The organism is Marinomonas foliarum (assembly GCF_016906065.1).
Lineage (GTDB): Bacteria > Pseudomonadota > Gammaproteobacteria > Pseudomonadales > Marinomonadaceae > Marinomonas > Marinomonas foliarum.
On the sequence record NZ_CP070273.1, the window covers coordinates 1443038 to 1468918 of the forward strand.

At 42.1% G+C, this 25881-nt stretch carries 23 protein-coding genes; 7 read left to right on the forward strand and 16 right to left on the reverse strand.

Annotated elements, in window-relative coordinates:
- Nucleotides 1-373: 373 nt before the first annotated feature.
- The 10 genes from JSY38_RS06705 to JSY38_RS06750 form a co-directional block, all read right to left on the reverse strand.
- Nucleotides 374-1696 carry a lipopolysaccharide biosynthesis protein gene (locus tag JSY38_RS06705; protein ID WP_205115969.1) on the reverse strand — a complete coding sequence of 441 codons (1323 nt, stop codon included), beginning with the start codon at nucleotides 1694-1696 and terminating at the stop codon, nucleotides 374-376.
- A 25-nt stretch (nucleotides 1697-1721) separates the two neighbouring features.
- Nucleotides 1722-2474, reverse strand: a complete 753-nt coding sequence (locus JSY38_RS06710) for a class I SAM-dependent methyltransferase (RefSeq protein WP_205115970.1) — start codon at nucleotides 2472-2474, stop codon at nucleotides 1722-1724.
- A 9-nt stretch (nucleotides 2475-2483) separates the two neighbouring features.
- Complete coding sequence (locus JSY38_RS06715; protein ID WP_205115971.1) at nucleotides 2484-3701, reverse strand: hypothetical protein; 1218 nt, start codon at nucleotides 3699-3701, stop codon at nucleotides 2484-2486.
- The gene (gene wecC, locus JSY38_RS06720; protein WP_205115972.1) at nucleotides 3691-4965 is read right to left on the reverse strand and encodes a UDP-N-acetyl-D-mannosamine dehydrogenase; all 1275 of its coding nucleotides are present in this window, start codon (nucleotides 4963-4965) and stop codon (nucleotides 3691-3693) included. Before wecC ends, JSY38_RS06715 begins: the two co-directional genes overlap by 11 nt.
- Nucleotides 4966-4977: 12 nt before the next feature.
- On the reverse strand, nucleotides 4978-6105 hold the full coding sequence (wecB, locus tag JSY38_RS06725; RefSeq protein WP_205115976.1) for a non-hydrolyzing UDP-N-acetylglucosamine 2-epimerase: 1128 nt from the start codon (nucleotides 6103-6105) through the stop codon (nucleotides 4978-4980).
- Nucleotides 6106-6127: 22 nt separating this feature from the next.
- On the reverse strand, nucleotides 6128-7198 hold the full coding sequence (locus JSY38_RS06730; RefSeq protein WP_205115979.1) for a DegT/DnrJ/EryC1/StrS family aminotransferase: 1071 nt from the start codon (nucleotides 7196-7198) through the stop codon (nucleotides 6128-6130).
- Nucleotides 7195-7773 carry a UDP-2-acetamido-3-amino-2,3-dideoxy-D-glucuronate N-acetyltransferase gene (gene wbpD / locus JSY38_RS06735; RefSeq protein WP_205115987.1) on the reverse strand — a complete coding sequence of 193 codons (579 nt, stop codon included), beginning with the start codon at nucleotides 7771-7773 and terminating at the stop codon, nucleotides 7195-7197. Before wbpD ends, JSY38_RS06730 begins: the two co-directional genes overlap by 4 nt.
- Before the next feature lies 1 nt (nucleotide 7774).
- The gene (locus JSY38_RS06740) at nucleotides 7775-8722 is read right to left on the reverse strand and encodes a Gfo/Idh/MocA family protein (protein ID WP_205115988.1); all 948 of its coding nucleotides are present in this window, start codon (nucleotides 8720-8722) and stop codon (nucleotides 7775-7777) included.
- 53 nt (nucleotides 8723-8775) lie between these two features.
- The gene (gene tviB, locus JSY38_RS06745; protein ID WP_205115989.1) at nucleotides 8776-10038 is read right to left on the reverse strand and encodes a Vi polysaccharide biosynthesis UDP-N-acetylglucosamine C-6 dehydrogenase TviB; all 1263 of its coding nucleotides are present in this window, start codon (nucleotides 10036-10038) and stop codon (nucleotides 8776-8778) included.
- Between the two features lie 377 nt (nucleotides 10039-10415).
- Nucleotides 10416-10736 (reverse strand): MarR family EPS-associated transcriptional regulator, encoded by a 321-nt coding sequence (locus JSY38_RS06750; protein ID WP_205115990.1) that lies wholly within the window; start codon nucleotides 10734-10736, stop codon nucleotides 10416-10418.
- Nucleotides 10737-11173: 437 nt separating this feature from the next.
- On the opposite strand from JSY38_RS06750, the gene JSY38_RS06755 reads away from it, so the two are divergent.
- From JSY38_RS06755 to xylA, 5 genes are all read left to right on the forward strand, one after another.
- Nucleotides 11174-12664: an MBL fold metallo-hydrolase RNA specificity domain-containing protein gene (locus tag JSY38_RS06755; protein WP_205115991.1), complete on the forward strand. Its 1491-nt coding sequence runs from the start codon at nucleotides 11174-11176 to the stop codon at nucleotides 12662-12664.
- An 88-nt stretch (nucleotides 12665-12752) separates the two neighbouring features.
- Entirely contained in the window at nucleotides 12753-12935 is a 183-nt protein-coding gene (locus tag JSY38_RS18635) for a type II toxin-antitoxin system HicA family toxin (RefSeq protein ID WP_205115992.1), read from the forward strand.
- Between the two features lie 38 nt (nucleotides 12936-12973).
- Complete coding sequence (locus tag JSY38_RS06765) at nucleotides 12974-13396, forward strand: type II toxin-antitoxin system HicB family antitoxin (RefSeq protein ID WP_205115995.1); 423 nt, start codon at nucleotides 12974-12976, stop codon at nucleotides 13394-13396.
- Between the two features lie 382 nt (nucleotides 13397-13778).
- The gene (locus JSY38_RS06770; RefSeq protein WP_205116000.1) at nucleotides 13779-14231 is read left to right on the forward strand and encodes an REP-associated tyrosine transposase; all 453 of its coding nucleotides are present in this window, start codon (nucleotides 13779-13781) and stop codon (nucleotides 14229-14231) included.
- A gap of 461 nt (nucleotides 14232-14692) precedes the next feature.
- Nucleotides 14693-16012 (forward strand): xylose isomerase, encoded by a 1320-nt coding sequence (xylA, locus tag JSY38_RS06775; protein WP_205116002.1) that lies wholly within the window; start codon nucleotides 14693-14695, stop codon nucleotides 16010-16012.
- An 83-nt stretch (nucleotides 16013-16095) separates the two neighbouring features.
- Here xylA and JSY38_RS06780 read toward each other — a convergent pair whose 3' ends face one another.
- From JSY38_RS06780 to xylF, 6 genes are all read right to left on the reverse strand, one after another.
- Nucleotides 16096-16536 (reverse strand): RbsD/FucU family protein, encoded by a 441-nt coding sequence (locus tag JSY38_RS06780; protein ID WP_205116004.1) that lies wholly within the window; start codon nucleotides 16534-16536, stop codon nucleotides 16096-16098.
- 30 nt (nucleotides 16537-16566) lie between these two features.
- Nucleotides 16567-17757 (reverse strand): XylR family transcriptional regulator, encoded by a 1191-nt coding sequence (locus JSY38_RS06785; RefSeq protein ID WP_205116007.1) that lies wholly within the window; start codon nucleotides 17755-17757, stop codon nucleotides 16567-16569.
- A gap of 155 nt (nucleotides 17758-17912) precedes the next feature.
- On the reverse strand, nucleotides 17913-19361 hold the full coding sequence (gene xylB / locus JSY38_RS06790; RefSeq protein WP_205116008.1) for a xylulokinase: 1449 nt from the start codon (nucleotides 19359-19361) through the stop codon (nucleotides 17913-17915).
- Between the two features lie 38 nt (nucleotides 19362-19399).
- A complete protein-coding gene (locus JSY38_RS06795) occupies nucleotides 19400-20530 on the reverse strand; it encodes a sugar ABC transporter permease (protein WP_205116010.1) in 1131 nt (376 codons plus the stop codon).
- Nucleotides 20523-22052, reverse strand: a complete 1530-nt coding sequence (locus tag JSY38_RS06800; RefSeq protein ID WP_205116012.1) for a xylose ABC transporter ATP-binding protein — start codon at nucleotides 22050-22052, stop codon at nucleotides 20523-20525. Before JSY38_RS06800 ends, JSY38_RS06795 begins: the two co-directional genes overlap by 8 nt.
- A gap of 78 nt (nucleotides 22053-22130) precedes the next feature.
- The gene (gene xylF / locus JSY38_RS06805) at nucleotides 22131-23132 is read right to left on the reverse strand and encodes a D-xylose ABC transporter substrate-binding protein (RefSeq protein ID WP_205116014.1); all 1002 of its coding nucleotides are present in this window, start codon (nucleotides 23130-23132) and stop codon (nucleotides 22131-22133) included.
- 514 nt (nucleotides 23133-23646) lie between these two features.
- On the opposite strand from xylF, the gene JSY38_RS06810 reads away from it, so the two are divergent.
- Nucleotides 23647-24702 carry a sugar phosphate isomerase/epimerase family protein gene (locus JSY38_RS06810; protein ID WP_205116016.1) on the forward strand — a complete coding sequence of 352 codons (1056 nt, stop codon included), beginning with the start codon at nucleotides 23647-23649 and terminating at the stop codon, nucleotides 24700-24702.
- A 12-nt stretch (nucleotides 24703-24714) separates the two neighbouring features.
- Nucleotides 24715-25878 carry a Gfo/Idh/MocA family protein gene (locus JSY38_RS06815; protein ID WP_205116018.1) on the forward strand — a complete coding sequence of 388 codons (1164 nt, stop codon included), beginning with the start codon at nucleotides 24715-24717 and terminating at the stop codon, nucleotides 25876-25878.
- Nucleotides 25879-25881 lie beyond the last annotated feature (3 nt).

Here is a 25881-nt window from a genome sequence, read left to right on the forward strand (position 1 = left end):
TCTTCTTTTAGATAAGCATTACACTCATTCTCTGGACGCTTATAAAAATAAACATCACCACCCACTCATAAATTAAAAAATATCGCTAAAGAAAAAAGCCATTTGATATTCTTCATTTATAATATATTTAAAATAAAGCTTTATTTAAAAAAACACAAAAACAAATTTTCTATTTTCAATAAAGAGTTTAACACTGTTCTCATTTTAAAATTATTTATAGAGAAATCACAGCTCAGCCCTCATCAGGCATAAGCCCTCAAAAAAATACGATTTAAAACCTAAAAAAATAAGAAATAATTTTATTTGAAATATTGCCATAGACCATAAAAATCCCTGCAATATCAGATTTGAATAATACCTCTCTATAGGGTCACTATAAATTATAATTTTCATTAAAGTAATAACCTATAAAAATCAAAATAAAAAGATATGAGAGAGCTGTCGCCCACTTATATTTTGCACTAAAAAATTTCCAAGAAGCCCTTTGCACCAATATAGAATATACAAAACAACCGACGCAAGTGGATAAGCCGGCCCCAATTATTCCATAGCTAGGAATCAGAAGATAGTTCAAAGCAACATTGAAGGAAAAAGAAATAAAAGTAACCGGAATATAGAACCAAACAATTTTATGGTAGGAGAGTACAATAGACGGCAGCTTATATAAGCCTCCTAGCACAATACCTATCACGACAAAAGGCAATACTTTTTTAGACTCTTCATACTCTCCACTAGATATAACCATATATATAACAGGAGATAAAGAAATCACACCAACCAACAAAAAAAATAGAAACGCATAGTATTTGAGGGACCATGACTCTATTGACAATATTCCTTTGCAATAATCATCTGTTAGGCGTTTAATTGCCATAGGGAAAAGAGAACTAAACATTGATTCGAAAGCAATTGTAATCAGCTTCCCTATAATTAAAGCCAATCCATATAAACCCACAGACTCATTTCCGGAAAACTCTTTTAGGAAGATTCTATCTGTATAAGAGAAAAGTAAAATAAGTATCGAGGAACACGTAGCTGGAAAAGCCAAGTATAATGTCTCAAAAAGCATAGATCGATTAAATCTCCTCGAAAGAGAAAAACCTAAACTCATGAAAGATACTCGAGACAACGCAATCAACTGAACTACGCCACCCAATGCAGCGCCAATGAATCTCCCCCCAATACCAGCCCCAATGATTTGTATAGCGACAATTGCACTGGATTGGCTCACAATAGTTTGAGAAACCTGCGAAAGAGAAACCTCTTTAGACTTTTGCCCGTTAACACAAATTGTATTGAAAAACTTTACCGCGACATTGATGATTCCAGCTACAATAACTATGTGGAAGATATAAACTGTGCCTGGTGCTACCCAATCAGATATAGTGTGAGATAAAGCCCACCCCAACATGATAAGGAGAACACATAAAAAAGCATAAAACCAAAACATTGTGCTTAAGTATATATTGAGATCGTCGCCTTTATAATCAAATATTTTTCTTGCTATGCTTTTTTCTGCTGATAAACCACCAAAGGAAACGACATACTCAAATACCATAATATATACGACCATGACACCAAACTCAGAAGGCGTAAAAACCTCAGTGTAATATCTAGTCATTAAGAATGCTGCAATAGCACTAATTATTGATGCCGAAAAGTATCTAGAAGAATGCTTGAATAATGAATGAATCATGAGAGGAAAAGGCTACCTAATATACCTATCGAAAAAAGCTCAGCACGTATTTCTTGATTCCAATTAGATTAAGAATTTTGCCTGCTAATTTTCTATACTTAACATGAAAACCGACACGATTCCTATGGATTCGTCGTTTTTCTTTCATGCCAAGTTCATATAGTAGCGCATCCACTTCAACGTGATAATCAGCGCTTTCTTTCTTTATATACCAAGTCGGGTAAGAACTATAATCAGCATCTTCCTTACCTCTAGTCACCGAGACTGGCACGCCTAACTGAGAAGCTAGATGATTTACAGCCCACTTAACTAAAGGCCAATCATCGTGATAATCATCACCAGCAAGAATACCTCCTACTTTTAGCTTTTTGTACCAATCGACTAGAGCCTTCCCTCCCTCTTCTCCAGTATGAGCAAAACCATCCACATAAATAAAGTCAAAAGAATTATCATCAAACATATCCAATGCTGAGTCAAAATCCATTCTCAATAAACAGTAGCGAGGATCTTCAAAACCAATATACTTTAATGCATTTTTATATTCATTAACATCATGAGTGTCACCATATATATCCACTCCATAAAATCGATTGAATTTATTGGAGTTTATCATCCTCTTAGAATATACACCTATAGCAACACCAAGCTCTATACCTTTATTTTCATTACCTTCAAGCTCAGAGGTAATGTCATGTCTAAGCCAACCATCTTTATCTATAACGTTAACTTCAGGAGTTTTTTCTTTAGATATATCAACAACATACCTTTTATTCATCATAACATCACCCTATTTAAAGATTCTCTTTATAATTCCACATAATTCTTCATTGCTAAAGAATATATTAGACTTAAAGCAACCTATTGCTTTTTGATCGACTAAATCCAAATCACCATCATTAAACTGAAAGTGATAGCTCTTATCCAAATCTAGCGATAACCGCTCCCATATAAACGAGGAGTGATAAGAAATAGCTATTTCAGATTCGTATATTTTTTCTCTCGAACTAGCCCCACTTGCATCAATTTCAATCTCACCAGAATCGACCCATTTATAATATGGGGGCTTAATACCTGACTTAATTAGCTCTCTTTCAAATGGGTGCGGGTAGACTTTGATAGTGAATTTTTTTTCCACATTCAGCGAGATGAGCGTTAAAAGTCCACTTTCAAAGGCTTGGTAGACTTTATTATTTGCTAAGCTAAAGTTAGCTATAGATTGTATATCACTTGAACGATATAAACCACCCAATCTAGCCCACTCACCAGAAGAGAAAAGTCCTACCTCTCTTTTAGGCACCTTTGATAATACATCCTTACTAAAAAGAATAAATTCATCTCGACAGTACTGCCAATCATTTGGGAGTTTAAGATATTTAACTTCTTCCCTCTGAATAGCACTTGAAAGAATTATGGGGCTCGAAATAGGAAAAGGATAGTTCCACTTGGCTATAGGGTTATTACCCATATGTATAACAGATCTCACTTTATGGAACTCGACATACTTTGCAAATATAAATGGAGACGGGTGGTTTATATAAAACACATATAGCTCTTCAATTTCATTCTTGTAACATTCATATTTAATTAAGTTCTTAAATAAATGAAAAACCCAGTATTGATTAACCTCTCCGCTAATTCGCAACACATAGATACACATTTTAATATAAAGAAATATAATATCAAATCTGATGAAAAAAATAGAACATTTCACATTATCAATATGCGTATATTCTCGCCCAAAATAGTGTTTTACGAAATAAAGCCATGCCTGTCCAGAATCAGAAGTGGGACCAACAGTAAATCCTTTAACCTGATGTTTCCTACCGAAAATAAAAAGCGGAAGAAGCAATACTCTGAAAAAAAGTATTACTTTACTTTTATATCTTTTGTATACAGTTAGATTCGATGTTACATTAGTAGTCTTATCTATTCGAACTTTGAGCGCTTCACTGATATTTACGTCAATACCAAGCATTCTTAAAAGTATAGCGTAATCACGATTCACTCCACGCACCTGTCGTATCAATAATCAAACCTTGGTGAGGTTGGTTTCCAAGAAATTCATCATGTTTAACCAACAATACATGTATATCTGCCATTACCCGTTCATTATTCCAATCAATTAAAGTAAGAGGAAGCTTTTGAATATCTTTGCGTTTAACGTGTGGATCAATACATATGATATTACCCCCCAATTCGCGAGACAGTTTAATTGCAATTTCCAATGCTGGACTTTCACGAACATCATCAATATTTGGCTTGAAACTTAGCCCATAACAAGCAACTGTCACTTCATTCAAGCTTTTGCTAGGGTTTGCGAGCAACCAATCAGCGACTCTTTGCTTTACTTCGTAGATAACCCATTGAGGTTTAGCATCATTAACTTCTCGAGCAGTCCTGATCAATTTAGTTAGCTTGGGAGATTTGGAAACAATAAACCAAGGATCTACTGCAATACAGTGCCCCCCAACTCCAGGCCCAGGCTGCAGAATGTTAACCCTAGGGTGCCGATTCGCTAGTTCTATCAACTCCCAAACATTAATATCCAGTGAATCACAAATTATAGATAGCTCATTGGCAAACGCTATTTGTACATCTCTAGAGCTATTCTCTGTCAGCTTCGCCATCTCTGCAGTTCGAGCATTAGTAACAATGCACTTTCCTTTTACAAAGACACTATAAAGCTCTACCGCTCGCTCGGAGCAAGCTGAAGTAATTCCACCAATAACTCTATCATTCTCCACCAACTCTCTCACAATTTGTCCTGGCAAAACTCTTTCAGGACAATGAGCGATAAAGATATCTTGGTCATTAGAGTACTCATAAGGCATTTTTAGATCTGGACGAAGTTCAGATAGCCAATCACGCACCTGTTCTGTCGTTCCAACTGGAGACGTCGATTCTAATACAACAAGATCTCCAGCTTTCAACACTGACGCAATAGCCTTAATAGCAGAATTTATAAAACTCAGGTCTGGTGTAGGAGTTTTACAATCTTTGTTTTGGATAAAAGGTGTAGGAACCGCGACTAAATATGCACCTGCTGTCTCGGGTATTAAGGAGGCTTGCAGGTAGCCTTCACTAACCGCAGCGTGAACGATCATATCTAAGTCTGGCTCCACAATATGTATTCGGCCTTGATTAATTATGTCTACAGTAGAAGAACAAACATCTACACCTATTACCTTTATTTTTCTAGAAGCAAACATGGCTGCAGTTGGTAAACCAATGTAGCCAAGCCCGATTACTGAAACTGTATCAAAACTCATAGCAATTAAACCTTAAAGACGTTGAGCTAGAATATTACAAATGCGTTCACTGGAACTGCCATCACCGTATGGATTAGCCGATTTACTCATTTGCTCATAAAAGATATTATCCTCAAGTAATTTGACTACACCTTGAATAATACCTTCAGAGCAAGTTCCGACTAATCTGACTGTTCCTGCTGCTATGGCTTCAGGCCGCTCTGTAGTATCTCTCATCACTAATACAGGTTTGCCCAAAGATGGTGCTTCTTCTTGTATCCCACCAGAATCTGTCAAAACAATAAAGCTTCGACTCATGAGATACACAAAAGGCAGATAATCAAGGGGCTCAATCAGTGAAACATTATCAATACCTGATAATAAACGCTCAACCGGTTCTCTAACATTCGGATTTAAATGCACTGGATATACTATTTGGCAATTTGGATATTGAAGAGCAATATGACGAAGTGCATCACATATTTTTTCAAATCCTACACCAAAATTCTCTCTTCTATGACCAGTAACCAAAATAACTTTTTTCCATACATCTATAAAAGAAAAATATGAATTAAGTTTTCTTTGTAGTGCTGGTGTAGAGTCAATCTTTGCCGTCGCTAGTCGCAAAGCATCAATCACAGTATTACCCACGACATATATGTCATTCTTATCTATTGATTCTCGAAGCAAGTTATTCTTTGAAACATCAGTAGGTGCAAAGTGATAATTAGCCAATATGCTAGTCAACCTCCTATTTGCCTCTTCAGGCCAAGGTGAGAAAAGGTCACCTGTCCTTAATCCAGCCTCAATATGGGCAATTTTAATTTTTTGATAATAGCACGCTAAACTTGTCGCAAATGTCGTAGCTGTATCACCGTGAACCAATACAACATCTGGTAAGAATAAATCTAATATGGGCTTTATCTCAGTCACAATTTTTGAGGTTATATCATTCAAACTCTGCCCTTTTCTCATTAAATTAAGATCATAGTCTGGCTTTATATCAAAAAAATTTAGCACCTGATCTAACATTTCACGATGCTGAGCTGTGACACAGACTTTGACCTCGAATCGTTTATCTTGCTTTAAACGAGTAACTAGTGGAGCCATTTTGATGGCTTCAGGCCGAGTACCAAAAACAACTAATACTTTTTTTCTCATTTTTTTTATCACACTTCCACCGTTAATCCATATAACTATGCATAGGCAAACTAAAAACACTGCGTGCTAGCTTTTCTGCGACAGGAAAATCCCCTTCTTGATAATCCAACATTTCAAATGCGGTTTGCTGATGCATACATTTACAATAATAAACCATAGTAGGAACCCCTTGTGCTTTATAATTGACTATATCTGCATCACGGTCTGCTGAAACTACTGTATATTGTGCCCAAGAGCTAATATAGCCTTTTGGTACTTGAGGTGTTTTATATTTACCTGCGAGTGTTTTTTTGTAATTATCAGCAGCCTTATTACGATTAATAAGCTCAGTCGGGAACTCAGCTAACTTTTCGAGCAATATTGCAGCTTGAATTGTATCTAATCGAGAGTTCATGCCAATGCGTACATTATCGTATTTATCGCTACCTTTACCATGAACACGATATGATTTAAGTAACTCTGCGTACTCATCATTATTAGTAAATATAGCGCCGCCGTCTCCATAACAACCTAAAGGTTTAGCAGGAAAAAAGCTGGTAGTAGCTATATCCCCAAAACTACCAGCACACTTACCATTAATGCTACCACCAAACCCTTGGGCTGCATCTTCCACTAACTTTAGGTTATACTTATCCGCAATTTTTTGAATTTCTGGGTAGTTAGCTGGCAATCCGAACAAATCCACGGCAATGATTGCTTTTGGCGTTAGCTTACCTTCCGATATTGTTGCTTGGATACGTTTTTCTAAGTCTGCAGGACAAATGTTAAAAGTAGCTTCGTCTGAGTCAACAAAAACCGGCGTAGCTCCTTCATAGGCAACAACCTCTGCAGTCGCAAAAAACGTAAAGGTTGGACAAAAAACTGCATCACCCAGTTTAATGTCAAGCACCATCATTGTAAGTGTGAGCGCATCTGTGCCATTTGCACAAGTAATAGCGTGCTTAACTCCCACGTATTCAGCTAGCTTTTCTTCAAGCTCTTGCACCTCAGGCCCCATAATATAATGCCCATGGTTTAATACATCTTGAATACGTTTATCTATTTTTGTTTTTAAGTGCTTATATTGTGCGGCTAGATCAATAAATTGCATCATGATTTTTTAGTTAACACCTTACCAACAAGTTGATATATATCGCCCGTCTCAGAGCAAGCCACTTCAGCGTTACCTTCAAGAGGAAGGTCAAGCTGTTCGCCATATTCACTCATCCAACCGATTTGCTTCGCTGGCACCCCCACCATTAACGCATAAGCTGGAACATCTTTATTAATCACAGCCCCAGCGCCAACAAACACGTATTCACCAATAGTCACACCACAAACGACAGTACAGTTTGCCCCAAGCGTTGCGCCTTTTTTGACTATGGTGTCTAAATATTGATCTTTGCGCTCGATCAATGAACGAGGATTATAGACATTGGTAAACACCATGCTAGGTCCACAGAACACGCCTTCTTCAAGATAGACGTTGTCGTAAACTGAGACATTATTTTGGATCTTACAATGATCACCTATCGTGACTTTATTTCCTACAAAGACGTTTTGCCCTAGTGATACACCTTTACCTATTTGGGCACCACCACAAACATGAACAAAGTGCCAAACACGTGAATCATCACCTATTTGAGCACCATCATCCACAATGGCACTTTCATGCTGATAAAAAGCCATGTTATTTCTTAACCTTTGATAATAATGGGTGAGGATTGACTGGGTTTTCGACTATTGCAGATTTACGCATCACATCCACCGTCTCTATAGCCGCGCGGTTGTCTTCTACGCCATAACCTTGGCCTGCTAAAATACGCTGATAACTTTGCGTATGCAGATCAGTGAAACCGCCAGAAAACTCAAGCACTTCACCTTCAATATCGATACTTCGATAAGTGGACTTTTCACCATGAACGGCATTATCCGGCAAATGATTGGCATCAATCGATAGAAACCAACGAACACGCGCTCGCTCATACTCTAAATAACCCGCAGAGGTTTTTTCATCGCGATAATGCACTTCATTATGCTTAATATCACCAAAAATAAAGTGCAACATATCGTAAAAATGCACGCCAATGTTTGTTGCAACCCCTCCTGATTTTCCATCAAAGCCTTTCCAAGACCTCAAATACCACTTACCGCGTGAGGTTAAGTAGGTTAAGTCCACGTTAAACACCTTATCTGCAGGCGCTGCTTGCACTTTTTCACGCAATGCGATGATCGATGGGTGCAAACGAAGCTGTAAAATTGAGTTTACTTTTGCACCGTATTCTTTCTGATAACGATTTAACGTATCTAAATCCGCAGTATTGAGTACTAAGGGTTTTTCACAAATCACATCTATGCCATTCTGAAGAGCAAATTTCATATGCGGTAAATGCAGATAATTAGGTGAAGCAACAGCGATGTAATCTAATTTTTCACCGCTTAATTTTAGATCATCAACAAAAGCAGAAAACGCTTCAAATTCAGTAAAAAATTCCGCATCAGGAAAATGGCTATCCATGATGCCAACTGAGTCATTAACATCCATTGCAACCACGAGGTCATTGCCTGTTTCTTTAATCGCTTTAAGGTGTCGTGGTGCGATATAACCGGCCGCACCAATAAGAGCAAATCGTTTCATTTTTTATATCACCGAATAAATATTTATAAATCACTAAAAGCTACAAATTTGAACTACAAACGCAAGTCAGACTGACCATATGGTAAAACGTATTTCACATCATAAAGAACATGCTTTTCTTTACCTAGGCTGCGGATCTTTTCTTCGCCCCAGTTTTTATAATCTGAATGATCTACCGCCAAAACAATAGCATCGTAGTAACCATTTTTAAGCTCGCTTATTAGCTCAATATCGTACTCATGTTTGACTTCTTCTGGGTTTGCCCAATGATCGTACACATCCACATGCATATTGAAGCTTTTTAACTCTTTAACCATATCGACAATTTTTGTATTACGCACATCAGGGCAATCACCTTTAAACGTAAAACCCAGCACCAGTACTTTCGCTTCATCAACGTGTATTTTTTGCTTTGAAACAGCTTTAACAAGTTGCGTTGCCGTGTACTGCCCCATGCCATCATTAATGCGTCGACCAGCTAGAATAACCTCTGGTTGATAGCCCACTTCTTTGGCTTTATGAGTTAAATAATAAGGATCAACACTAATACAGTGACCACCAACTAGACCCGGCTTGAAAGGAAGAAAGTTCCATTTTGTACCCGCCGCATCAAGTACTTCTTGAGTATCAATATTGAGAATATTAAAAATTTTGGCAAATTCATTAATGATTGCAATGTTCAAATCACGTTGCGTATTCTCAATCACTTTTGCGGCTTCTGCGACCTTGATAGAACTTGCTGAATGAGTGCCAGCCGTAATAATCGAGCCATATAGATCATCCACAAATTTCGCAATTTCGGGTGTGGAGCCAGACGTGATTTTTTTGATTTTGGTTAAGGTGTTTACTTTATCACCAGGGTTAATACGCTCAGGGCTATAACCCGCAAAAAAGTCCACATTAAATTTAAGACCTGATGTCTTTTCAATAATCGGAATGCATACTTCTTCCGTAGCGCCTGGATAGACAGTCGACTCATAAATCACGACGTCATTTTGTTTAATAACCGTTGCTAACATAGCAGACGCTTTGCGAAGCGGCGTTAAATCAGGTGCGTTACTTTCATCTATTGGTGTAGGCACTGTAACAATGTAAATATTACAGTCATTTATATCTTCAATAGCCGAAGAAAACTTAAGTGATGTGGCTGTTTTTAACTCTTCAGGTGTCACTTCCAATGTTGAGTCTTTTCCAGACAACAGCTCGTTCACTCGCGCGTGATTAATATCAAAACCAACGACTTGCTGCTTTTTCCCAAACTCTACTGCGAGCGGTAAACCTACGTAACCTAAACCAATTACTGCAATTTTTTTCATTTTTCATCCAATAATTTAACTAATTTTTGTTATTACTGCTTATGACATTCATCTCTACTCGCAGAGAATTTTCTGACACTTTACATTATGTCGTGTCTATTTTGCCTTTTATCATCAGATCACGCATCGTGCCTCGTCTCATCTGACCTACGGGCTGCATTTCCATTTCAACGATAATGGCTAATCGTCAGATCACGCTTCGTGCCTCATCTCATCTGACCTACGGGCTACATTGTCGGCCTAAAGGCGCGACCTACATAACGTCGTGATTTGTCGCAGCACATCTTTTGTCGGCCTAAAGGCGCGACCTACATAATGTCGTGATTTGTCGCAGCACATCTTTTGTCGGCCTAAAGGCACGACCTACAAGTGACACGCTATGTTTTTACTTCTTGGCGTAGCTGTTCTATTTCTTGTTCTAGTTTTTCGTATTCTGTTATTTTGCGTTGTAAAAAACGTTTGGTTAGGCTGGCTTTTTCCTCTATACCTTTTGGTGTGAGTAGGTATAGGTAACCCATTTTATTGGTGCTGTTTTTAAAGTTGTCGGCTTTTATAAGGCCTTTTTCGATTAGGGCTTTTACGCAAAAATTGGCTTTGCCTAGGCTTATCTCTAGGCGCTTGGCAAGCTCTCGCTGACTCATGCTTGGGTCTTGCTGCAGGGCTTTTAGGATTTTGTAGCGGTATTCGTCGTCTAGCATACCGTCTCACTTTGTGGTGTAGGGTTGAGAAGGCTGCGTTTTGGTAAGCGCGATGGCGAGTATGATGATGTGTGTTGTACGCGACCCATGTGTTTACCTCCTTTATTTTTTTGTATTAAACCATTTTGACCCCATCCTAGCCTTCCTCTTGGAAAAGTGGGAAGGGACAGGTCAAGGCTGTGTTCAGTCGATGAACAATGATAAGTCAGGATAGCAAATTAAGCAAAGAATGTGTTTGAAAAGTGTTTGTAAGGTGGACGTTTTTAAAACGTTTGAGAGTAGTAAGGATATGTTGGTTATGATCATTCGTCAGATCACGCCTCGTGCCTCGGCTCATCGGACCTACAAGTGAGAGAGGGAAGGGACAGTTAGGTTGATGCTGGTTAGGATTGTGGTTTAATCTTGGTTCTTCTTTAAAACGATACATAAGGATTTGTATGTTATCTATTAAGCATCACGGTGCTGTGCAGGGTGTTACTGGGTCTTGTCATGAGTTGTTTGTGGATTCTGATCAGTCTGTGTTGGTGGATTGTGGTTTGTTTCAGGGGGCGGAGACGTCTGGGTCTGGGGCAAGTTCAAACAATTTAGAAATAGACTTTGATCTTTCTGCTGTGCAGGCTTTGGTTATTACTCATGTTCATATCGATCACGTTGGGCGTTTGCCTTATTTGTTGGCAGCGGGGTTTGCTGGGCCGATTTATTGCTCTAAACCGAGTGCGGCGTTGTTGCCTTTGGTGATTGAAGATGCACTTAAGGTGGGTGTGACACGTAATGCCAGTATTATTAAGGCGTGTTTGGATCGTTTGGCATCGCAGTTGGTGCCGTTAGAATATAAAGAGTGGACGAACGTTCCTTTAACTTCAAACCATACCACCAAAGTACAAGTTCGATTATGTCGTGCTGGGCATATTTTGGGGTCGGCATATGTTGTTTTTCGGGTTGAAGGGGGTGACCTTTGTCGTCCTAAAGGCGCGACTTACCAAAATAATGGTGCAGATGATCCTAAAGGCACGACCTACCAAAAATATTGGGATGTGGTGTTTTCTGGGGATTTGGGCGCGCCCTATTCGCCTTTGTTATGTGCACCGCAGTCGCCTTATCGTGCAGACCAGTTGGTTATCGAGAGTACTTACGGTGATCGTAACCATGAGAACAGATCTACGCGCCAGCAAAAACTCCAACAAAGCTTAGAACATGCGCTAAGCGATTCCGGTACGGTGTTGATTCCTGCGTTTAGTATTGGCCGTACGCAAGAATTACTGTATGAGCTAGAGCATATTATTCACCAGAACAAGCAGAAAACTGTGAGCCAAACGCGTTCTGGTGTGCTACTAAACTGGGAAGACATTGATATTATTATCGACTCCCCTCTCGCCAGTCGTTTTACTACTGTGTATCGATCGCTGAAAACCTATTGGGACGCAGAAGCCAAGCGCCGCGTGAGTTCGGGTCGCCATCCACTCAGTTTTGAGCAAGTGACTACGATAGATAGCCACGAGACTCATCTGCAAACCGTATCTTACCTACAACGCCAAACTCGCCCTGCTATTGTTATTGCTGCTTCTGGCATGTGCGCAGGTGGCCGTATTGTGAATTATTTAAAAGCTTTGTTGGATGATGAGCGTAACGATGTGTTATTTGTGGGCTATCAGGCAGCAGGTACGCCAGGACGGGATATTTTGCGGTATCACGATAAGCCAAATGGTTATGTGGTGTTTGATGGGAAGCGTTATGCCATTAATGCCAAGGTACAGCAGATAAGCGGTTATTCCGCCCACGCAGGGCAACGGGATTTGTTGAATTTTATTAAGCGTATGCGCGTCCCGCCGAAGAAAGTGCATTTGGTGCATGGGGATGATGGCGCCAAGCGGACGTTAAAGGGGCTGATTGAAATAGACCATCCGGAGTGCAACGTCGTCGTGCCTTAAGAAATAAAATAAACATAGAATTATACTTATGCGTGTGTATAATTTTATGTTGATCCAAGTAACGCCAGTTCAAAACAAGGATGCAAAGATGAACTCGAAGGATCTTATTAAGCAACTCAAAGACAACGGATGCGTGTTTGTAAGGCATGGAAAAGGAGACCATCAGATATGGTTTTCTCCCATAACAGGAAAGAAATTTTCAGTACCTCACCCAAAAAAAAACCTTCCGATTGGCACATTAAACAGTATTAAGAAAATGGCTGGGGTTTAATCAGCACCTTAAAAACACCAACAGCAAGCGAGGTGGTTATGTTATTTATGGTTGGTATAGAGCGCCCACAGGACAACAACACAGCATGGGGCATTATTGTTCCTATGTTTGAAGCATTCGGGTATGGCTGCGTTTCTGCTGCAGATGAACAAAATGAAGTATTGTATCGCGCCAAAGAAGTAATTCTTTTAATGGCCGAAGAAATCATGGCCGATGGACATATGCTATCGATGTTAGATACCGGTTTTGTTGATTATCGTACTCAATATCCAGAGTTTACTGAATGGCTAGCCATTGAGGTGCCCGTTGAAGGCTTAAAAGGCAAACAAAAGCGCGTCAACATCACCTTGTCAGAACCACTATTAGCAAGAGTCGATGCCTACGTGGGCTTTCATCATGAATTTAAAGATCGGTCGGATTTTCTAGCCAAAGCCGCTGATCGTTATATGCAGGCAAAGTAACAGGTTAGGAATGATTCGTTTTCGTAAGCCGGATGAGGGAGGCACAACCGTCAGATCATGCCTCGTTCCTCGGCTCATCTGACCTTGTATTTCCTTGGTATCAACGACCGGCACAAAACCGATAGTATTCTTATCTGTGGGTCGCGGCTTTGGCCTGATAAAACGTATTTTTGGTAGGTCGCGGCTTTAGCCCGACAAGATGCTATTTGATATCGTCTCGTTTTTGTCGGCATAAATGCACGACCTACATTTTTTGTGATTTGATGCGTCTCGTTTTTGTCGGCATAAATGCGCGACCTACATTTTTTTGGTGGGTCGTGGCTTTAGCCCGACAAATCGTATCTTTGGTAGATCGCGGCTTTAATATTAATAAGGAGTTTTTATGTCATGGAATGACTTGAGAAAAGGAAGGTACTCAGAGCCCAATCGTGAGTATTTCATTACTTTTAATATATTTGACCGAATCCCCTATTTCAGTGATTTCTATACTGCTAGCTTATTTTGCGAGCTGATAGAGACAAACCAAAATCGCAATAATTGCAAATGGCTAACATGGGTTCTTATGCCCGATCATTTCCACGGTTTATTAGAACTTAAAAGTAACAGTTCAACGTTGCCTCGCATTGTTGGGGACTTGAAAGGAGCTAGTGCTTTTAAGATAAATAAACACTTAAACAAGAATGGAAATTTATGGCAGCCTTCTTTTCACGATCACGCTTTACGGGCTGAAGATGATCGCCTTCATATTGCCCGATACATTGTTGCGAACCCTTTACGAAAAAAATTAGTCAACAGTATAAAAGATTACCCTTATTGGGATTCGATCTATTTGTAGTTTTGTCGGCATAAATGCGCGGCCTACATTTTTTGTGATTTGATGCCGTCTCGTTTTTTGTCGGCATAAATGCGCGACCTACATTTTTTGTGATTTGATGCGTCTCGTTTTTTGTCGGCATAAATGCACGACCTACATTTTTTGTGATTTGATGCGTCTCGTTTTTTGTCGGCATAAATGCACGACCTACATTTTTTGTGATTTGATGCCGTCTCGTTTTTTGTCGGCATAAATGCACGACCTACATTTTTTGTGATTTGATGCGTCTCGTTTTTGTCGGCATAAATGCGCGACCTACATTTTTTTGTGATTTGATGCCGTCTCGTTTTGTCGGCATAAATGCGCGACCTACTTTCACCAGCAAATTCAATAACCGCTCCAAGAAATTTCGTAATTGAAGCAATCGTTCAAAAAAACAATTATTCATAGGGACAAAAATAACAACGATCAGGAGATCTGATATGAGTGAGTTTTTTAAGAATGTGCCGCATATAAAATACGAAGGCGCGAATTCCAGCAATCCTTTTGCTTTTAAACATTACGATGCCAATAAAGTGCTTATGGGCAAGACTATGGCTGAGCATTTAAGAATGGCGGTCTGTTATTGGCACAGTTTCTGTTGGCAAGGAAGCGATGTATTTGGGGCAAATACTTTTGACCGCCCTTGGTACAAGGCGTCGTCCGAGATGGAAGCGGCAAAGATGAAAGCCGACGCGGCGTTTGAATTCTTTACAAAGCTGGGTATTTCTTATTACAGTTTTCACGATGTGGATGTCAGCCCAGAAGGCAGCTCACTTAAAGAGTATATTAATAACTTTGCGCAAATGGTTGATGTTCTTCAAGCCAAGCAAGAAGCCACTGGTATCAAGCTGTTATGGGGCACGGCGAATGCCTTTTCCAACCCAAGATACATGTCTGGCGCCGCTTCCAATCCTAACCCTGAAATCTTTGCCTACGCGGCGACTCAGGTGTTTCATGCGATGAATGCAACCAAAGTACTAGGTGGTCAAAACTATGTTCTATGGGGCGGTCGTGAAGGCTATGAAACCTTGCTCAATACCGACTTAAAACGCGAACGTGCGCAGCTTGGTCGCTTTATGCAAATGGTGGTTGAACACAAATACAAAATCGGTTTTGAAGGCACTTTGTTGATCGAGCCGAAACCTGCGGAGCCTACCAAGCACCAATACGATTACGATACTGCGACGGTTTATGGTTTCTTAAAAGAGTTTGGGCTTGAGAAAGAGATCAAGGTCAATATCGAAGCCAACCACGCGACATTGGCGGGACACAGTTTCCATCATGAAATCGCCACGGCTTGTTCCTTGGGTATTCTTGGTTCTGTCGACGCCAACCAAGGTGACGCGCAACTCGGTTGGGACACAGACCAATTTCCAACCAGTGTTGAAGAATATACTTTAGTTACGTATGAGATTCTGAAAAACGGTGGCTTCCAGAACGGTGGTTACATGTTTGACACCAAATTGCGTCGTCAGTCCATGGATCTAGAGGATTTGTTCCACGGGCATATTGGCGCGATGGATACTTTGGCACTGTCCTTAGAACGCGCGGTTAAGATGATCGAAGATGAAAAACTAGCGACGCTTGTTGAACAACGCTACGCAAAATGGAACGATTCTTTAGGGGCCGACATTTTAGCTGGCAAGCATACACTGCAAGATCTTGCGGAGTATGCGACTAAAAACAACATAGACCCTCAGCCCGTTTCTGGTCGTCAAGAGATGCTAGAAAATATGCTGAATGGCTATATTTATAAATAAGATCGCATGTTAGATCGCGAACAAAAAACACAGGCCAACGAAGATTGGCCTGTGTTTTTTATTACTAAATGTTACGAGAAATTTTAAGAAAAGATCACGCCTTTCTTCAGTAGAAAACACCCATAACCTCTTGCTTCCCCCGTTACGACGACAGCGAAAGCCTGTTTGGCAGCTTCATAAAAAGCAAAGCGTTCTAACGAGCCCATTTCTGCATTATCACTGTCAGCCGTCTTTAATAGCGCTGCGAACTCTTGCTGTACTTCTGGCATGACCGATTCGTCTTCGCCAACCATTTGCATACGAGTCACTGGCTGGTCAACAAAGGTATCCAACGGCAATACGGATAAAATCGCCGTAGCCGCTTGGATGACATTCACGCCATCTAGACGAATGACCGGTTTTCCAGCCGCAACAGAAGCCGCAGGAAAGTTACGATCCACCAAAACAATGTCGTCACCGTGGCCCATTGTGCGCAATACGTTTAGCAATTCACCACTTAGTAATGGGTCTATATTTTTTAGCATTTCGCCCTCCCTCACTGTCTCAAAAATACTTTAGTGTTGGTTGTTTTCTTTATCAAGCCGCGACGACACACGGTATTCCCCAGGTGTCATGCCCAAGTTTTTACGCGATACAGTGTACATGTATTGTACAGAAGGGTAACCACAGGTTCGGGCGATTTCATCGAACGGTAAGTTGGTCGAGGTGATCAATTCACAGGCGCGATAAAACTTAGTCATGTGCAGTTGTTCGTGCATTGAGCAGCCAATTTCGTCGATAAAGCGGGTTTCTAGGTTGGTTCTGGATATGCCAATGTAATCAACAACTTGTGCTACTTTCACACCTCGACACGCATTATGACGAATAAAATGCATGGCTTGGATAACATACGGGTCGTGCAATGCGCGATAATCAGACGATTGTCTTTCCGCTATGCCAGTTGGGTCGACCACCACCAGCGAGTTTTCCGTAGAATAGCCTTGTAGCATACGATGCAGCATTTTTGCCGCTTCATAACCCATTTGCTTACTGCCCTGCTCTACTGAAGATAAAGCTGTACGGTTCAAGTTCCTCGCCATGCTTTCATTATCAATGCCTACAATGGCCACTTGCTCTGGTACCAAGATATTCAAATGATCACAGACCTGTAATAAATGGCGCGCACGGGAATCTGTGACGGCTACAATGCCAATGGGTTTAGGAAGGTTTTTAAGCCAGTTTTCTAGCTCACGCTGTGCCGTTTCCCAGACTTCTGCCGAGGTGCAGAAACCTTGGTGTACATGAGGCTCAAAGCCGTCTGAACGGACTTGCTCGATAAAGGCATGCTCACGCTCACTGGCCCACCGACTATAAATGGTACTTGGCACACCATAAAAGGCAAACGCGGGCAGCCCTTTGCGCTTCAGGTGTTGGTACGCGCAATGCACCAAAGCAGCGTTGTCTGTGGCGACATAAGGTAGGCGAGGATAATCTTCTTTATGATGGTAAGAGCCGCCAACCGCTACGGTGGGAATGTTGGTGTCTTTTAGGATGTCTTCCACTTCGGGGTTATCAAAATCGGCAATAATACCGTCCCCTTCCCAGTGTTTTAATGCATCTAGGCGACAGCGAAAATCGTCTTCAAAATACACATCCCAATCACATTGAGCTGCATGTAAGTATTCACCAATACCTTCAATGACTTGTCGGTCATACACTTTATTGGCATTAAACACCAAGTTGAGTCGATAGCGTTTTTCAAACATACAAAAGCATCTCTAATTTTTATTATTAGCTTGATCATACTCTTGTTGATATTGCAGGTTCTAGGTAATGATAAAAATCAGAAAGGAAATAACAGAAATCGTAATGAAAGAAAGTTGGTAATAAGAGCGGCGTCATGCAACACCGCCCTTGCTAATTAAAGCCCTTTTACTCTTTGGTACAAATTCTGAAAGCGCCTGCGCTTCTCTGTATACCGAGAACTATTTGCTTGATTAGGCAAGTAACGTTTAATGAGCGCTGGCTTGGTGCAAATTTCGTTTAGTGCGCCTTGGCCTTGATCGCCAATAGCCGCCAAGCGAGCCGCACCCAAAGCAGGCCCAACTTCGCCACCTGCACGGTAATCCATTGACACATTAAAGACATCAGCCAGCATTTGTAACCAATAGGTGCTTTTGGCTCCGCCACCAATCACGTCTATTCCTTCGCTGATATTTTGTGCCGAGCGTACCGCATCCAATCCATCCAGCAAGGCAAAGCTCACCCCTTCAAGTACTGCAAGAACCAAATCCGCTGGCGTCGTTTCGTGAGTCATTCCCCAAAACACGCCTTTTGCATTGGCATCGTTATGCGGCGTTCTTTCTCCGCTTAGATAAGGCAAAAAAGTCAGCTTGCTGTCATGATCCACACGATTTTCAGCCGCTAATAACGCCAGCTCCACACTGCTAAATTGTGCCAATTTCGTGACCCAATCAATGCAGCTCGCGGCGCTCAACATCACCGACATAGTGTGCCAAGTATTCGGAACCGCATGGCCAAAACTGTGCAAGGCAGCAGCAGGATTCGCTGTAAAGCCATCACTTACCGCAAAAATCACCCCAGATGTGCCAAGTGATAACATGGTTTGTTCAGGGGATATAATGCCCATGCCAACTGCGCCTGCGGCGTTATCACCACCACCCGCGACCACTGGCACAATAGGCATAGACCAGCGTTTCGCCAACAGCTCGTCGATCGTGCCGGTGATTTCCGAGCCTTCATATACTTTTGGCATTTGCTTTTCGTTTAAGCCTGTTGCTTGCAACATGGTCTCGCTCCAAGCACGCTGCTCCATGTTCAACCAAAGCGTGCCTGAGGCGTCTGACACATCGGTTGCGAAATCCCCTGTCATGCGAAAGCGCAGGTAGTCTTTTGGCAGCAGAACCTTGTCTATTTGCGCAAAAACATCTGGTTCATGTTGCTTCACCCAAAGTAACTTAGGCGCGGTAAAACCTGGCATAACTAGGTTCCCCGTAATAGCTTGAACTTCTGGGCAGCGTCGTTGCAATGACAAGCATTCTTCGTGGGATCGGCCATCATTCCAAAGCATAGCCGGGCGCAATACTTCACCCTGCTTACCAAGCAAGGTCGCACCATGCATTTGCCCAGATAAACCAATGGCTTTCACGCCTTGCAGATTGTGCTCTGAAGCCAGCTGCAGCATTGCTAAGTCAGTTGCTTGCCACCAGTCTTCTGGATTTTGCTCCGACCAAAGGTCAAAAGGGCGCGACACAGAAAGAGGCGACGAGCAGCTTGCCGCAACGCGTCCGTTTTCATCCATGAGAATTACTTTGACGCCAGACGTTCCGAGATCTATACCGATATACATACAATACCTATAAATAAATTCGACTTGATGAATGCTGTTTACTGCGATTTTTTGGTTTTCACGTCCAACCAAACGGCGAGCAATAAAATCATGCCTTTAACGATTAGTTGCCAAAATGTCGGCACATCCAACATGCTCATGCCATTGTCCAAGCTCGCCATAATCAGTGCGCCCATAATGGCACCAAATACCGCACCAACACCGCCAGCTAAGCTGGCGCCACCAATAACACAGGCCGCGATAGCATCTAGCTCTGCCATGTTTCCCGCCGCAGGAGAGCCGGCACCCAGTCGAGATGTCAGTATTAATGCGGCCACCGCGACCATCATGCCATTGAAGCCAAACACCAACATTTTAGTGCGTTCAACGTTAACTCCGGACATGCGAGTCGCTTCGATGTTGCCACCGATAGCGTAAATCCGACGCCCAAACGATGTTCGTTTTGCTACATAGGTGGCGATTAGAATCAGCCCGCCCATGATCAAGATTGGCGTTGGAATACCTCGATAACTTTCCAAGATAAACAACAAGCCCATCAATACGGCAACAGCAATCGTCGCTTTGGCGTATTCAAATTTAGCCGACTGATTTTCCACTCCGTGCTTTTGTCTTGCTTTACGTCGAGCATAAACTTTGGCTACCAAACCAAGGCACAACAAGGACACAACGCTGATCCCCCAACCAGACGGAATGTAACTTTGCCCAACAATCGCCAGCGAGCTAGACGTAGGCGCAACCGTTGCACCGTCGGTTAACCCAACCAAAATGCCACGAAACGCCAACATGCCTGCCAAAGTGACAATAAAAGACGGCACTTTTTGATAGGCAACCCACCAGCCGTTAAACAAGCCCAACACCAAACCCGCTGCGACCGTGATTAAAATGGTGAGCATAATAGGAAAGTGAAACCAAACATCCAGAATCGCGGCCACACCACCTAATAAGCCCATCATAGAACCAACGGACAAATCGATTTCCGCACTGATAATCACAAACACCATGCCAATGGCGAGCACGCCTACAATGGCCGTTTGACGAATTAAGTTAGAAATATTTCGCGGTGACACAAAGGCACCATCTGTCGCAAAGGAAAAGAATACGACGATTAACAGCATGGCTGCCAACATGGCAAACAGTTGTAGTTGACTGGTTTTTATTGTTTTAAACATTCGTTGTATCCTCTTTGATCGCGCAATTCATTATCATTTCTTGAGTCAACCCTTGGTGGTCAAATTGCCCTTTTAGTCGCCCTTCGTGCATCACTAATACTCGGTCACTAATACCAATGACTTCAGATAATTCAGACGACACCATAATGATGGACATACCCTGTTTGACGAGTGCAAACATCAACTTGTATATCTCATATTTCGCACCCACATCTATGCCACGAGTCGGTTCATCGAGAATCAAAATTTTGGGATGGGTTAACAGACATTTGGCGATGATGGCTTTTTGTTGATTACCGCCGCTCAGATTTTTAATAGACAATTCAGGAGACGCGGTTTTTACTTTCAGCTGGGCAATATAATGATCGATATCTTGGCTTTCTTTATCTTCATTCACTGCGCCAAACCAAGAAGAGTATTGCTTCAATACCGATAAGGTAATGTTCCGTCCAACACTCATAATAGGCACAATACCGTGGCGTTTTCGGTCTTCCGGCACCATGGCAATACCCGCTTCCAGCGCTGTGCGCTGAGAACGAATTGTTAAAGACTTATCATTTAATTCAATATCCGCTTCGTAATGTCCGTCGTATGACCCGTACAAACATTGCATCAGCTCCGTTCGGCCTGACCCAATCAAACCTGCGATACCTAGAATCTCCCCTTGACGCAATTCGAAACTAACATCGTCTACCTGTGCTCGCGAGGCACCGGCTTGCTTCGCTATCGCATGATTTACCTTCAATACGACGTCACCAATATCATGCTCTTCACGTGGGAAGAGTTCATCTAATTCGCGCCCAACCATCATGCTGATAATGTCATTTTGCGTTAGATTATCGACAGGCCGGGAGTCTATATGGTCACCATCACGAATGACCGTGACCCAATTGGATAAAGCCAATACTTCTTCCAATTTATGGGAAATGTAAATGCAAGCGATGCCCTGCTGCTTCAGCTCGCTGACGATATTCAATAGGATTTCGATTTCTGTGGTGGTCAGAGAAGACGTCGGTTCGTCTAATATCAATAGCTTCACGTTTTTGTTTAACGCTTTGGCGATTTCGATCAATTGCTGCTGGCCCACACCAAGCTCTCGGATTGGCGTATCAGGTAAAATATCCAATTTGACTCGCGCCAACAGTTCCGACGTACGACGGTGCATTTCTTCGTCATTCAGCCTTGCAAACGAACCAAGCTCATTACCCAGAAAGATATTTTCTAAAACAGTCATATCTTTAACGAGCGCCAATTCCTGGTGAATAATGACGATCCCTAGGGCTTCGGTATCTCGAATACTGGATGCTTTAACAAGATTTCCTTCAAAATAAATTTCACCTTCGTAAGAACCAAAAGGCCAAACGCCGCTCAGCACCTTCATCAAGGTTGATTTTCCTGAGCCATTCTCGCCACAAATGGACAAGGCTTCCCCAGGCTCAAGCTGAATACTGACGCCATTTAATGCACGGACACCGGAGAAACTTTTTACAATCCCACGCATGTCCAATAAGGGTTGCTTCATGTTTACGCCTCTTTCTACATCTCTTTTTTAAACCAGAAAAGCAAACAGCACCTTTTGGGTGCTGTTTATAGGAATGAACTAAGGGTTGTAAACAGAGCTACGTGAGTGATAACCATCGGCAATAACGGTGGAATCTAGGTTATCTTTATTGACCGAAATAGGCGTTAACAACACGGCATCAACATCTTTTTTGCCGTTGTTAACCTGACCATTCACATTGATGCTTTCACCACGAGCCAGTTTCACGGCCATTTCTGCGCTGGTTGTCGCCAGTTTAGAAATCGGTTTGTACACCGTCATGGTTTGTGTGCCAGCAACAATACGGCGCATTGCGGCAAGGTCTGCATCTTGACCAGAAATAACCACTTTACCACTCAAGCCTTGAGCCGCTAGCGCTTGTACCGCGCCACCCGCCGTTGAGTCGTTGGAAGCAACCACTGCATCGATTTTATTGGCGTTCGCCGTTAGACCGTTTTCCATGATGTTCAATGCCGCTTCTGCAGACCAGCCCATAGCCCATTGATCACCAACCACTTTAATTTTTTTAGAATCTATTGCCGGTTGAAGCACGTTCATTTGCCCCTGACGGAACATCTTCGCATTGTTATCGGTAGGCGATCCGCCCATTAAAAAGTAATTGCCCGTTGGTTTACGCTTAAGCAGGGCTTCGGCTTGCATTTCACCCACGCGAATGTTGTCAAAAGACACATACAAATCGATGTCAGCGAATTTAATCAGTCGGTCATAAGCCAGTACTTTGATGCCTTCCATCTTGGCTTCCGCAAGTACGTTACTTAATACTTCACCGTTTTCAGGCACGATAACCAGCACATCAACGCCACGAGAAATCATGTTTTCGATTTGGGATATTTGAGTGGTGACATCACCGTTTGCAGATTGGGTATAGACTTTTGCCCCCATGGCTTCCGCCGCTGAGGTAAATAAGTCTCGGTCTTTCTGCCAGCGCTCTAGGCGTAAGTCAGACATTAGCAAACCAATCTTTTCGCCGTCTGCTAAAGCAGGAAGAGACGTTGCTGCGCAGAGCGTTGCGAGCAAACTCATAGACACTATTTTTTTCATCTTTTTCATCCCTTGTTATTTTTATAAGTGAACGATCTCCATATGGAGTGGGATAAATGTAAAGTGATGATCTAAGAAGCGGTATTATCTTTTTTTGTTTGCGTGTAGCGTTTTTTATAAAAAAACGCCTCATGATATTAAAAATATTTTTGGCTTTTCTCGCGGCTTTTCTCGTGTTATTAGCCATGCGATTAAACTCTATTACTTGACTATGTTGAGTAGCAGCAACTCACTGAAAAAGGGGCTGTTTTTGCCTAGGCCCATTTATCTAACCATGCTTTTCTTCGACGATTTTGTAACCATTTCATTTTATTACATCTTATTTTCAATAGTAAAAAAACATCATTTCATCGCCTAAACTCACTTGATTAGATAAAAAAACCCACTATACTCAAAAAATTCTTCTAAAAGACTTTACAAAAAACATTGCAAAAGTCTTTTTTTATGACTAAAAATGTAATCGATTACAAAACATAAAAACCACTCAAATAAAAATAACTATGGGGGTAATATTATGCAGGCTTTACAAGGTCCCGCTTTGTTCCTTGCGCAATTCGCTGGTGATGAAGCACCATTTAATACGTTTGAAAACATTATTGAATGGGCTGCAAGCATTGGCTTTAAAGGCGTCCAAATACCCACTTGGGATCAGAGATTGTTTGACCTAGATCGTGCCGCTAGTGATCTTCAATACTGCCAATACATTCAAGACACGCTTGCTAAGCACGGCATGGTTGTGACTGAATTATCTACTCACTTACAAGGGCAATTGGTCGCTGTTCACCCTGCCTACGATGATATGTTTGACGGCTTTGCACCGGATCATGTCAAAGGCAACCCAGACGCTAGGCAAAAATGGGCTGTCGATCAGTTATTAAAATCCGCACACGCTTCCAAGAATCTAGGTCTTACCAATCACGCTACTTTTTCTGGTGCCTTACTCTGGCCTTATCTTTACCCTTGGCCACAAAGACCAGCTGGTTTGGTTGAAGCTGGCTTTGAAGAATTAGCCAATCGCTGGATTCCAATACTGGATGAATTCGACCGCTGCGGTGTCAATGTTTGCTATGAAATTCATCCAGGTGAAGACCTGCATGACGGCGTCACTTTCGATATGTTTTTAGCCGCGACAAATAACCACCCTAGAGCCAATATCCTTTTTGATCCTTCTCATTTTGTATTGCAGCAACTCGACTATTTGCAGTTCATCGACATTTATCATGAACGCATCAAGATGTTCCATGTAAAAGACGCTGAATTTAATGCCACTGGCAGACAAGGCGTTTACGGTGGCTATCAGAGTTGGATAGATCGGGCTGGGCGCTTTCGTTCTTTAGGAGACGGCCAAGTCGACTTCAAAGGTATTTTTTCAAAACTCACTCAATATGATTTTGGTGGCTGGGCTGTCATCGAATGGGAGTGTTGCATGAAACACCCAGAAGCCGGAGCCGAGGAAGGCGTCAAGTTTGTTAATGATCATTTAATTCGAGTCACAGAGCGCGCGTTTGATGATTTCGCCAGCAGCGGCATAGATCATCAGACAAATCGTCGCATTCTTGGTTTGAAATAGAGGAAAAACAACATGACTCATAAACGTATTCGTATCGGTATGGTCGGTGGCGGTGATGGCGCTTTTATCGGCGCGGTACATCGTATTGCCACTCGTATTGACGATGGCTTTGAATTGGTTGCTGGTGCTTTGTCTTCTGACCCTGATAGAGCCTTGGCGTCGGCACTCCGACTTGGTATTGACCCTGAACGTGCCTATTTGTCATTCGCAACGATGGCCGAACAGGAAAAGCGTCGTGAAGATGGTATTCAGGCTGTAGTGATTGTCACTCCAAATCACATGCACTTCCCTGTTGCTAAGGCTTTTTTAGAACAAGGTATCCACGTAATTTGCGACAAACCTGTCACAAAAGATCTAGATGAAGCCCTTGCGTTAAAGGCGCTGGTTGAAAAATCTGGGGCCTTTTTTGCCCTAACCCATAATTACACAGGCTACCCTCTGGTAAGACATGCCAAGCATCTGGTTGATACCAATGTGCTTGGCGCACTTCGCGTCATTCAGGTGGAATACGCACAAGACTGGTTAACCGATCCCGCTGAAAACACAGATAACAAACAAGCCAAATGGCGCACTGACCCTGAAAAGTCAGGCATGGCTGGTTGCTTAGGAGACATAGGTACTCATGCATTCAATCTAGCTTGTTTCATTTCTGGACAAAAAGTTCAACAAGTGTCTGCTGATTTAAGCGCTTTTGTTAGTGGGCGACGCCTAGATGATAACGTTCATACTATGCTGCGTTTTGATGGTGGAGCAAAGGGTATGTTGTGGTCTAGCCAAGTGGCGCCTGGTAATGAAAACGGCTTAAAAATCCGAGTTTATGGTGAAAAAGCTGGCGTCGAATGGTCGCAAGAATCCCCTAACGAATTATGGCTATCTGTGTTTGGTGAACCTACCCAAAAGATCACCCGAGCGGGTCATGGCGCTGGTGAGGAAGCCAACCGTCTTTCTCGAGTTCCGGCGGGGCACCCCGAAGGCTATTTAGAAGGCTTCGCCAACCTTTACCTCGATATTGCTGCTGCGATTGACTCTATTGAAGCCGGTGCGGATGTGAAGTCTGTGCAAGGCTTTATCCCTAACATTGATGATGGGGTTGATGGGATGAAATTTATTACGGCTGTATTGGCATCGTCTGCTAGTAACAGCACCTGGCAACCTCTTGAAGCCCATGGCCTATAACTA

Excerpts from the sequence above, each read along its gene's own strand:
- JSY38_RS06730 (WP_205115979.1), bottom strand. The coding sequence starts at position 7,198 with ATGATGCAATTTATTGATCTAGCCGCACAATATAAGCACTTAAAAACA.
- JSY38_RS06795 (WP_205116010.1), bottom strand. The coding sequence starts at position 20,530 with ATGTTTAAAACAATAAAAACCAGTCAACTACAACTGTTTGCCATGTTG.
- JSY38_RS06770 (WP_205116000.1), top strand. The coding sequence starts at position 13,779 with ATGTCATGGAATGACTTGAGAAAAGGAAGGTACTCAGAGCCCAATCGT.
- JSY38_RS06785 (WP_205116007.1), bottom strand. The coding sequence starts at position 17,757 with ATGTTTGAAAAACGCTATCGACTCAACTTGGTGTTTAATGCCAATAAA.
- wecB (WP_205115976.1), bottom strand. The coding sequence starts at position 6,105 with ATGAGAAAAAAAGTATTAGTTGTTTTTGGTACTCGGCCTGAAGCCATC.
- JSY38_RS06780 (WP_205116004.1), bottom strand. The coding sequence starts at position 16,536 with ATGCTAAAAAATATAGACCCATTACTAAGTGGTGAATTGCTAAACGTA.
- JSY38_RS06740 (WP_205115988.1), bottom strand. The coding sequence starts at position 8,722 with ATGAAACGATTTGCTCTTATTGGTGCGGCCGGTTATATCGCACCACGA.
- xylF (WP_205116014.1), bottom strand. The coding sequence starts at position 23,132 with ATGAAAAAAATAGTGTCTATGAGTTTGCTCGCAACGCTCTGCGCAGCA.
- tviB (WP_205115989.1), bottom strand. The coding sequence starts at position 10,038 with ATGAAAAAAATTGCAGTAATTGGTTTAGGTTACGTAGGTTTACCGCTC.
- JSY38_RS06810 (WP_205116016.1), top strand. The coding sequence starts at position 23,647 with ATGCAGGCTTTACAAGGTCCCGCTTTGTTCCTTGCGCAATTCGCTGGT.
- JSY38_RS18635 (WP_205115992.1), top strand. The coding sequence starts at position 12,753 with ATGAACTCGAAGGATCTTATTAAGCAACTCAAAGACAACGGATGCGTG.
- JSY38_RS06705 (WP_205115969.1), bottom strand. The coding sequence starts at position 1,696 with ATGATTCATTCATTATTCAAGCATTCTTCTAGATACTTTTCGGCATCA.
- xylA (WP_205116002.1), top strand. The coding sequence starts at position 14,693 with ATGAGTGAGTTTTTTAAGAATGTGCCGCATATAAAATACGAAGGCGCG.
- wbpD (WP_205115987.1), bottom strand. The coding sequence starts at position 7,773 with ATGGCTTTTTATCAGCATGAAAGTGCCATTGTGGATGATGGTGCTCAA.
- wecC (WP_205115972.1), bottom strand. The coding sequence starts at position 4,965 with ATGAGTTTTGATACAGTTTCAGTAATCGGGCTTGGCTACATTGGTTTA.
- JSY38_RS06765 (WP_205115995.1), top strand. The coding sequence starts at position 12,974 with ATGTTATTTATGGTTGGTATAGAGCGCCCACAGGACAACAACACAGCA.
- JSY38_RS06800 (WP_205116012.1), bottom strand. The coding sequence starts at position 22,052 with ATGAAGCAACCCTTATTGGACATGCGTGGGATTGTAAAAAGTTTCTCC.
- JSY38_RS06755 (WP_205115991.1), top strand. The coding sequence starts at position 11,174 with ATGTTATCTATTAAGCATCACGGTGCTGTGCAGGGTGTTACTGGGTCT.
- JSY38_RS06750 (WP_205115990.1), bottom strand. The coding sequence starts at position 10,736 with ATGCTAGACGACGAATACCGCTACAAAATCCTAAAAGCCCTGCAGCAA.
- JSY38_RS06815 (WP_205116018.1), top strand. The coding sequence starts at position 24,715 with ATGACTCATAAACGTATTCGTATCGGTATGGTCGGTGGCGGTGATGGC.
- JSY38_RS06710 (WP_205115970.1), bottom strand. The coding sequence starts at position 2,474 with ATGATGAATAAAAGGTATGTTGTTGATATATCTAAAGAAAAAACTCCT.
- xylB (WP_205116008.1), bottom strand. The coding sequence starts at position 19,361 with ATGTATATCGGTATAGATCTCGGAACGTCTGGCGTCAAAGTAATTCTC.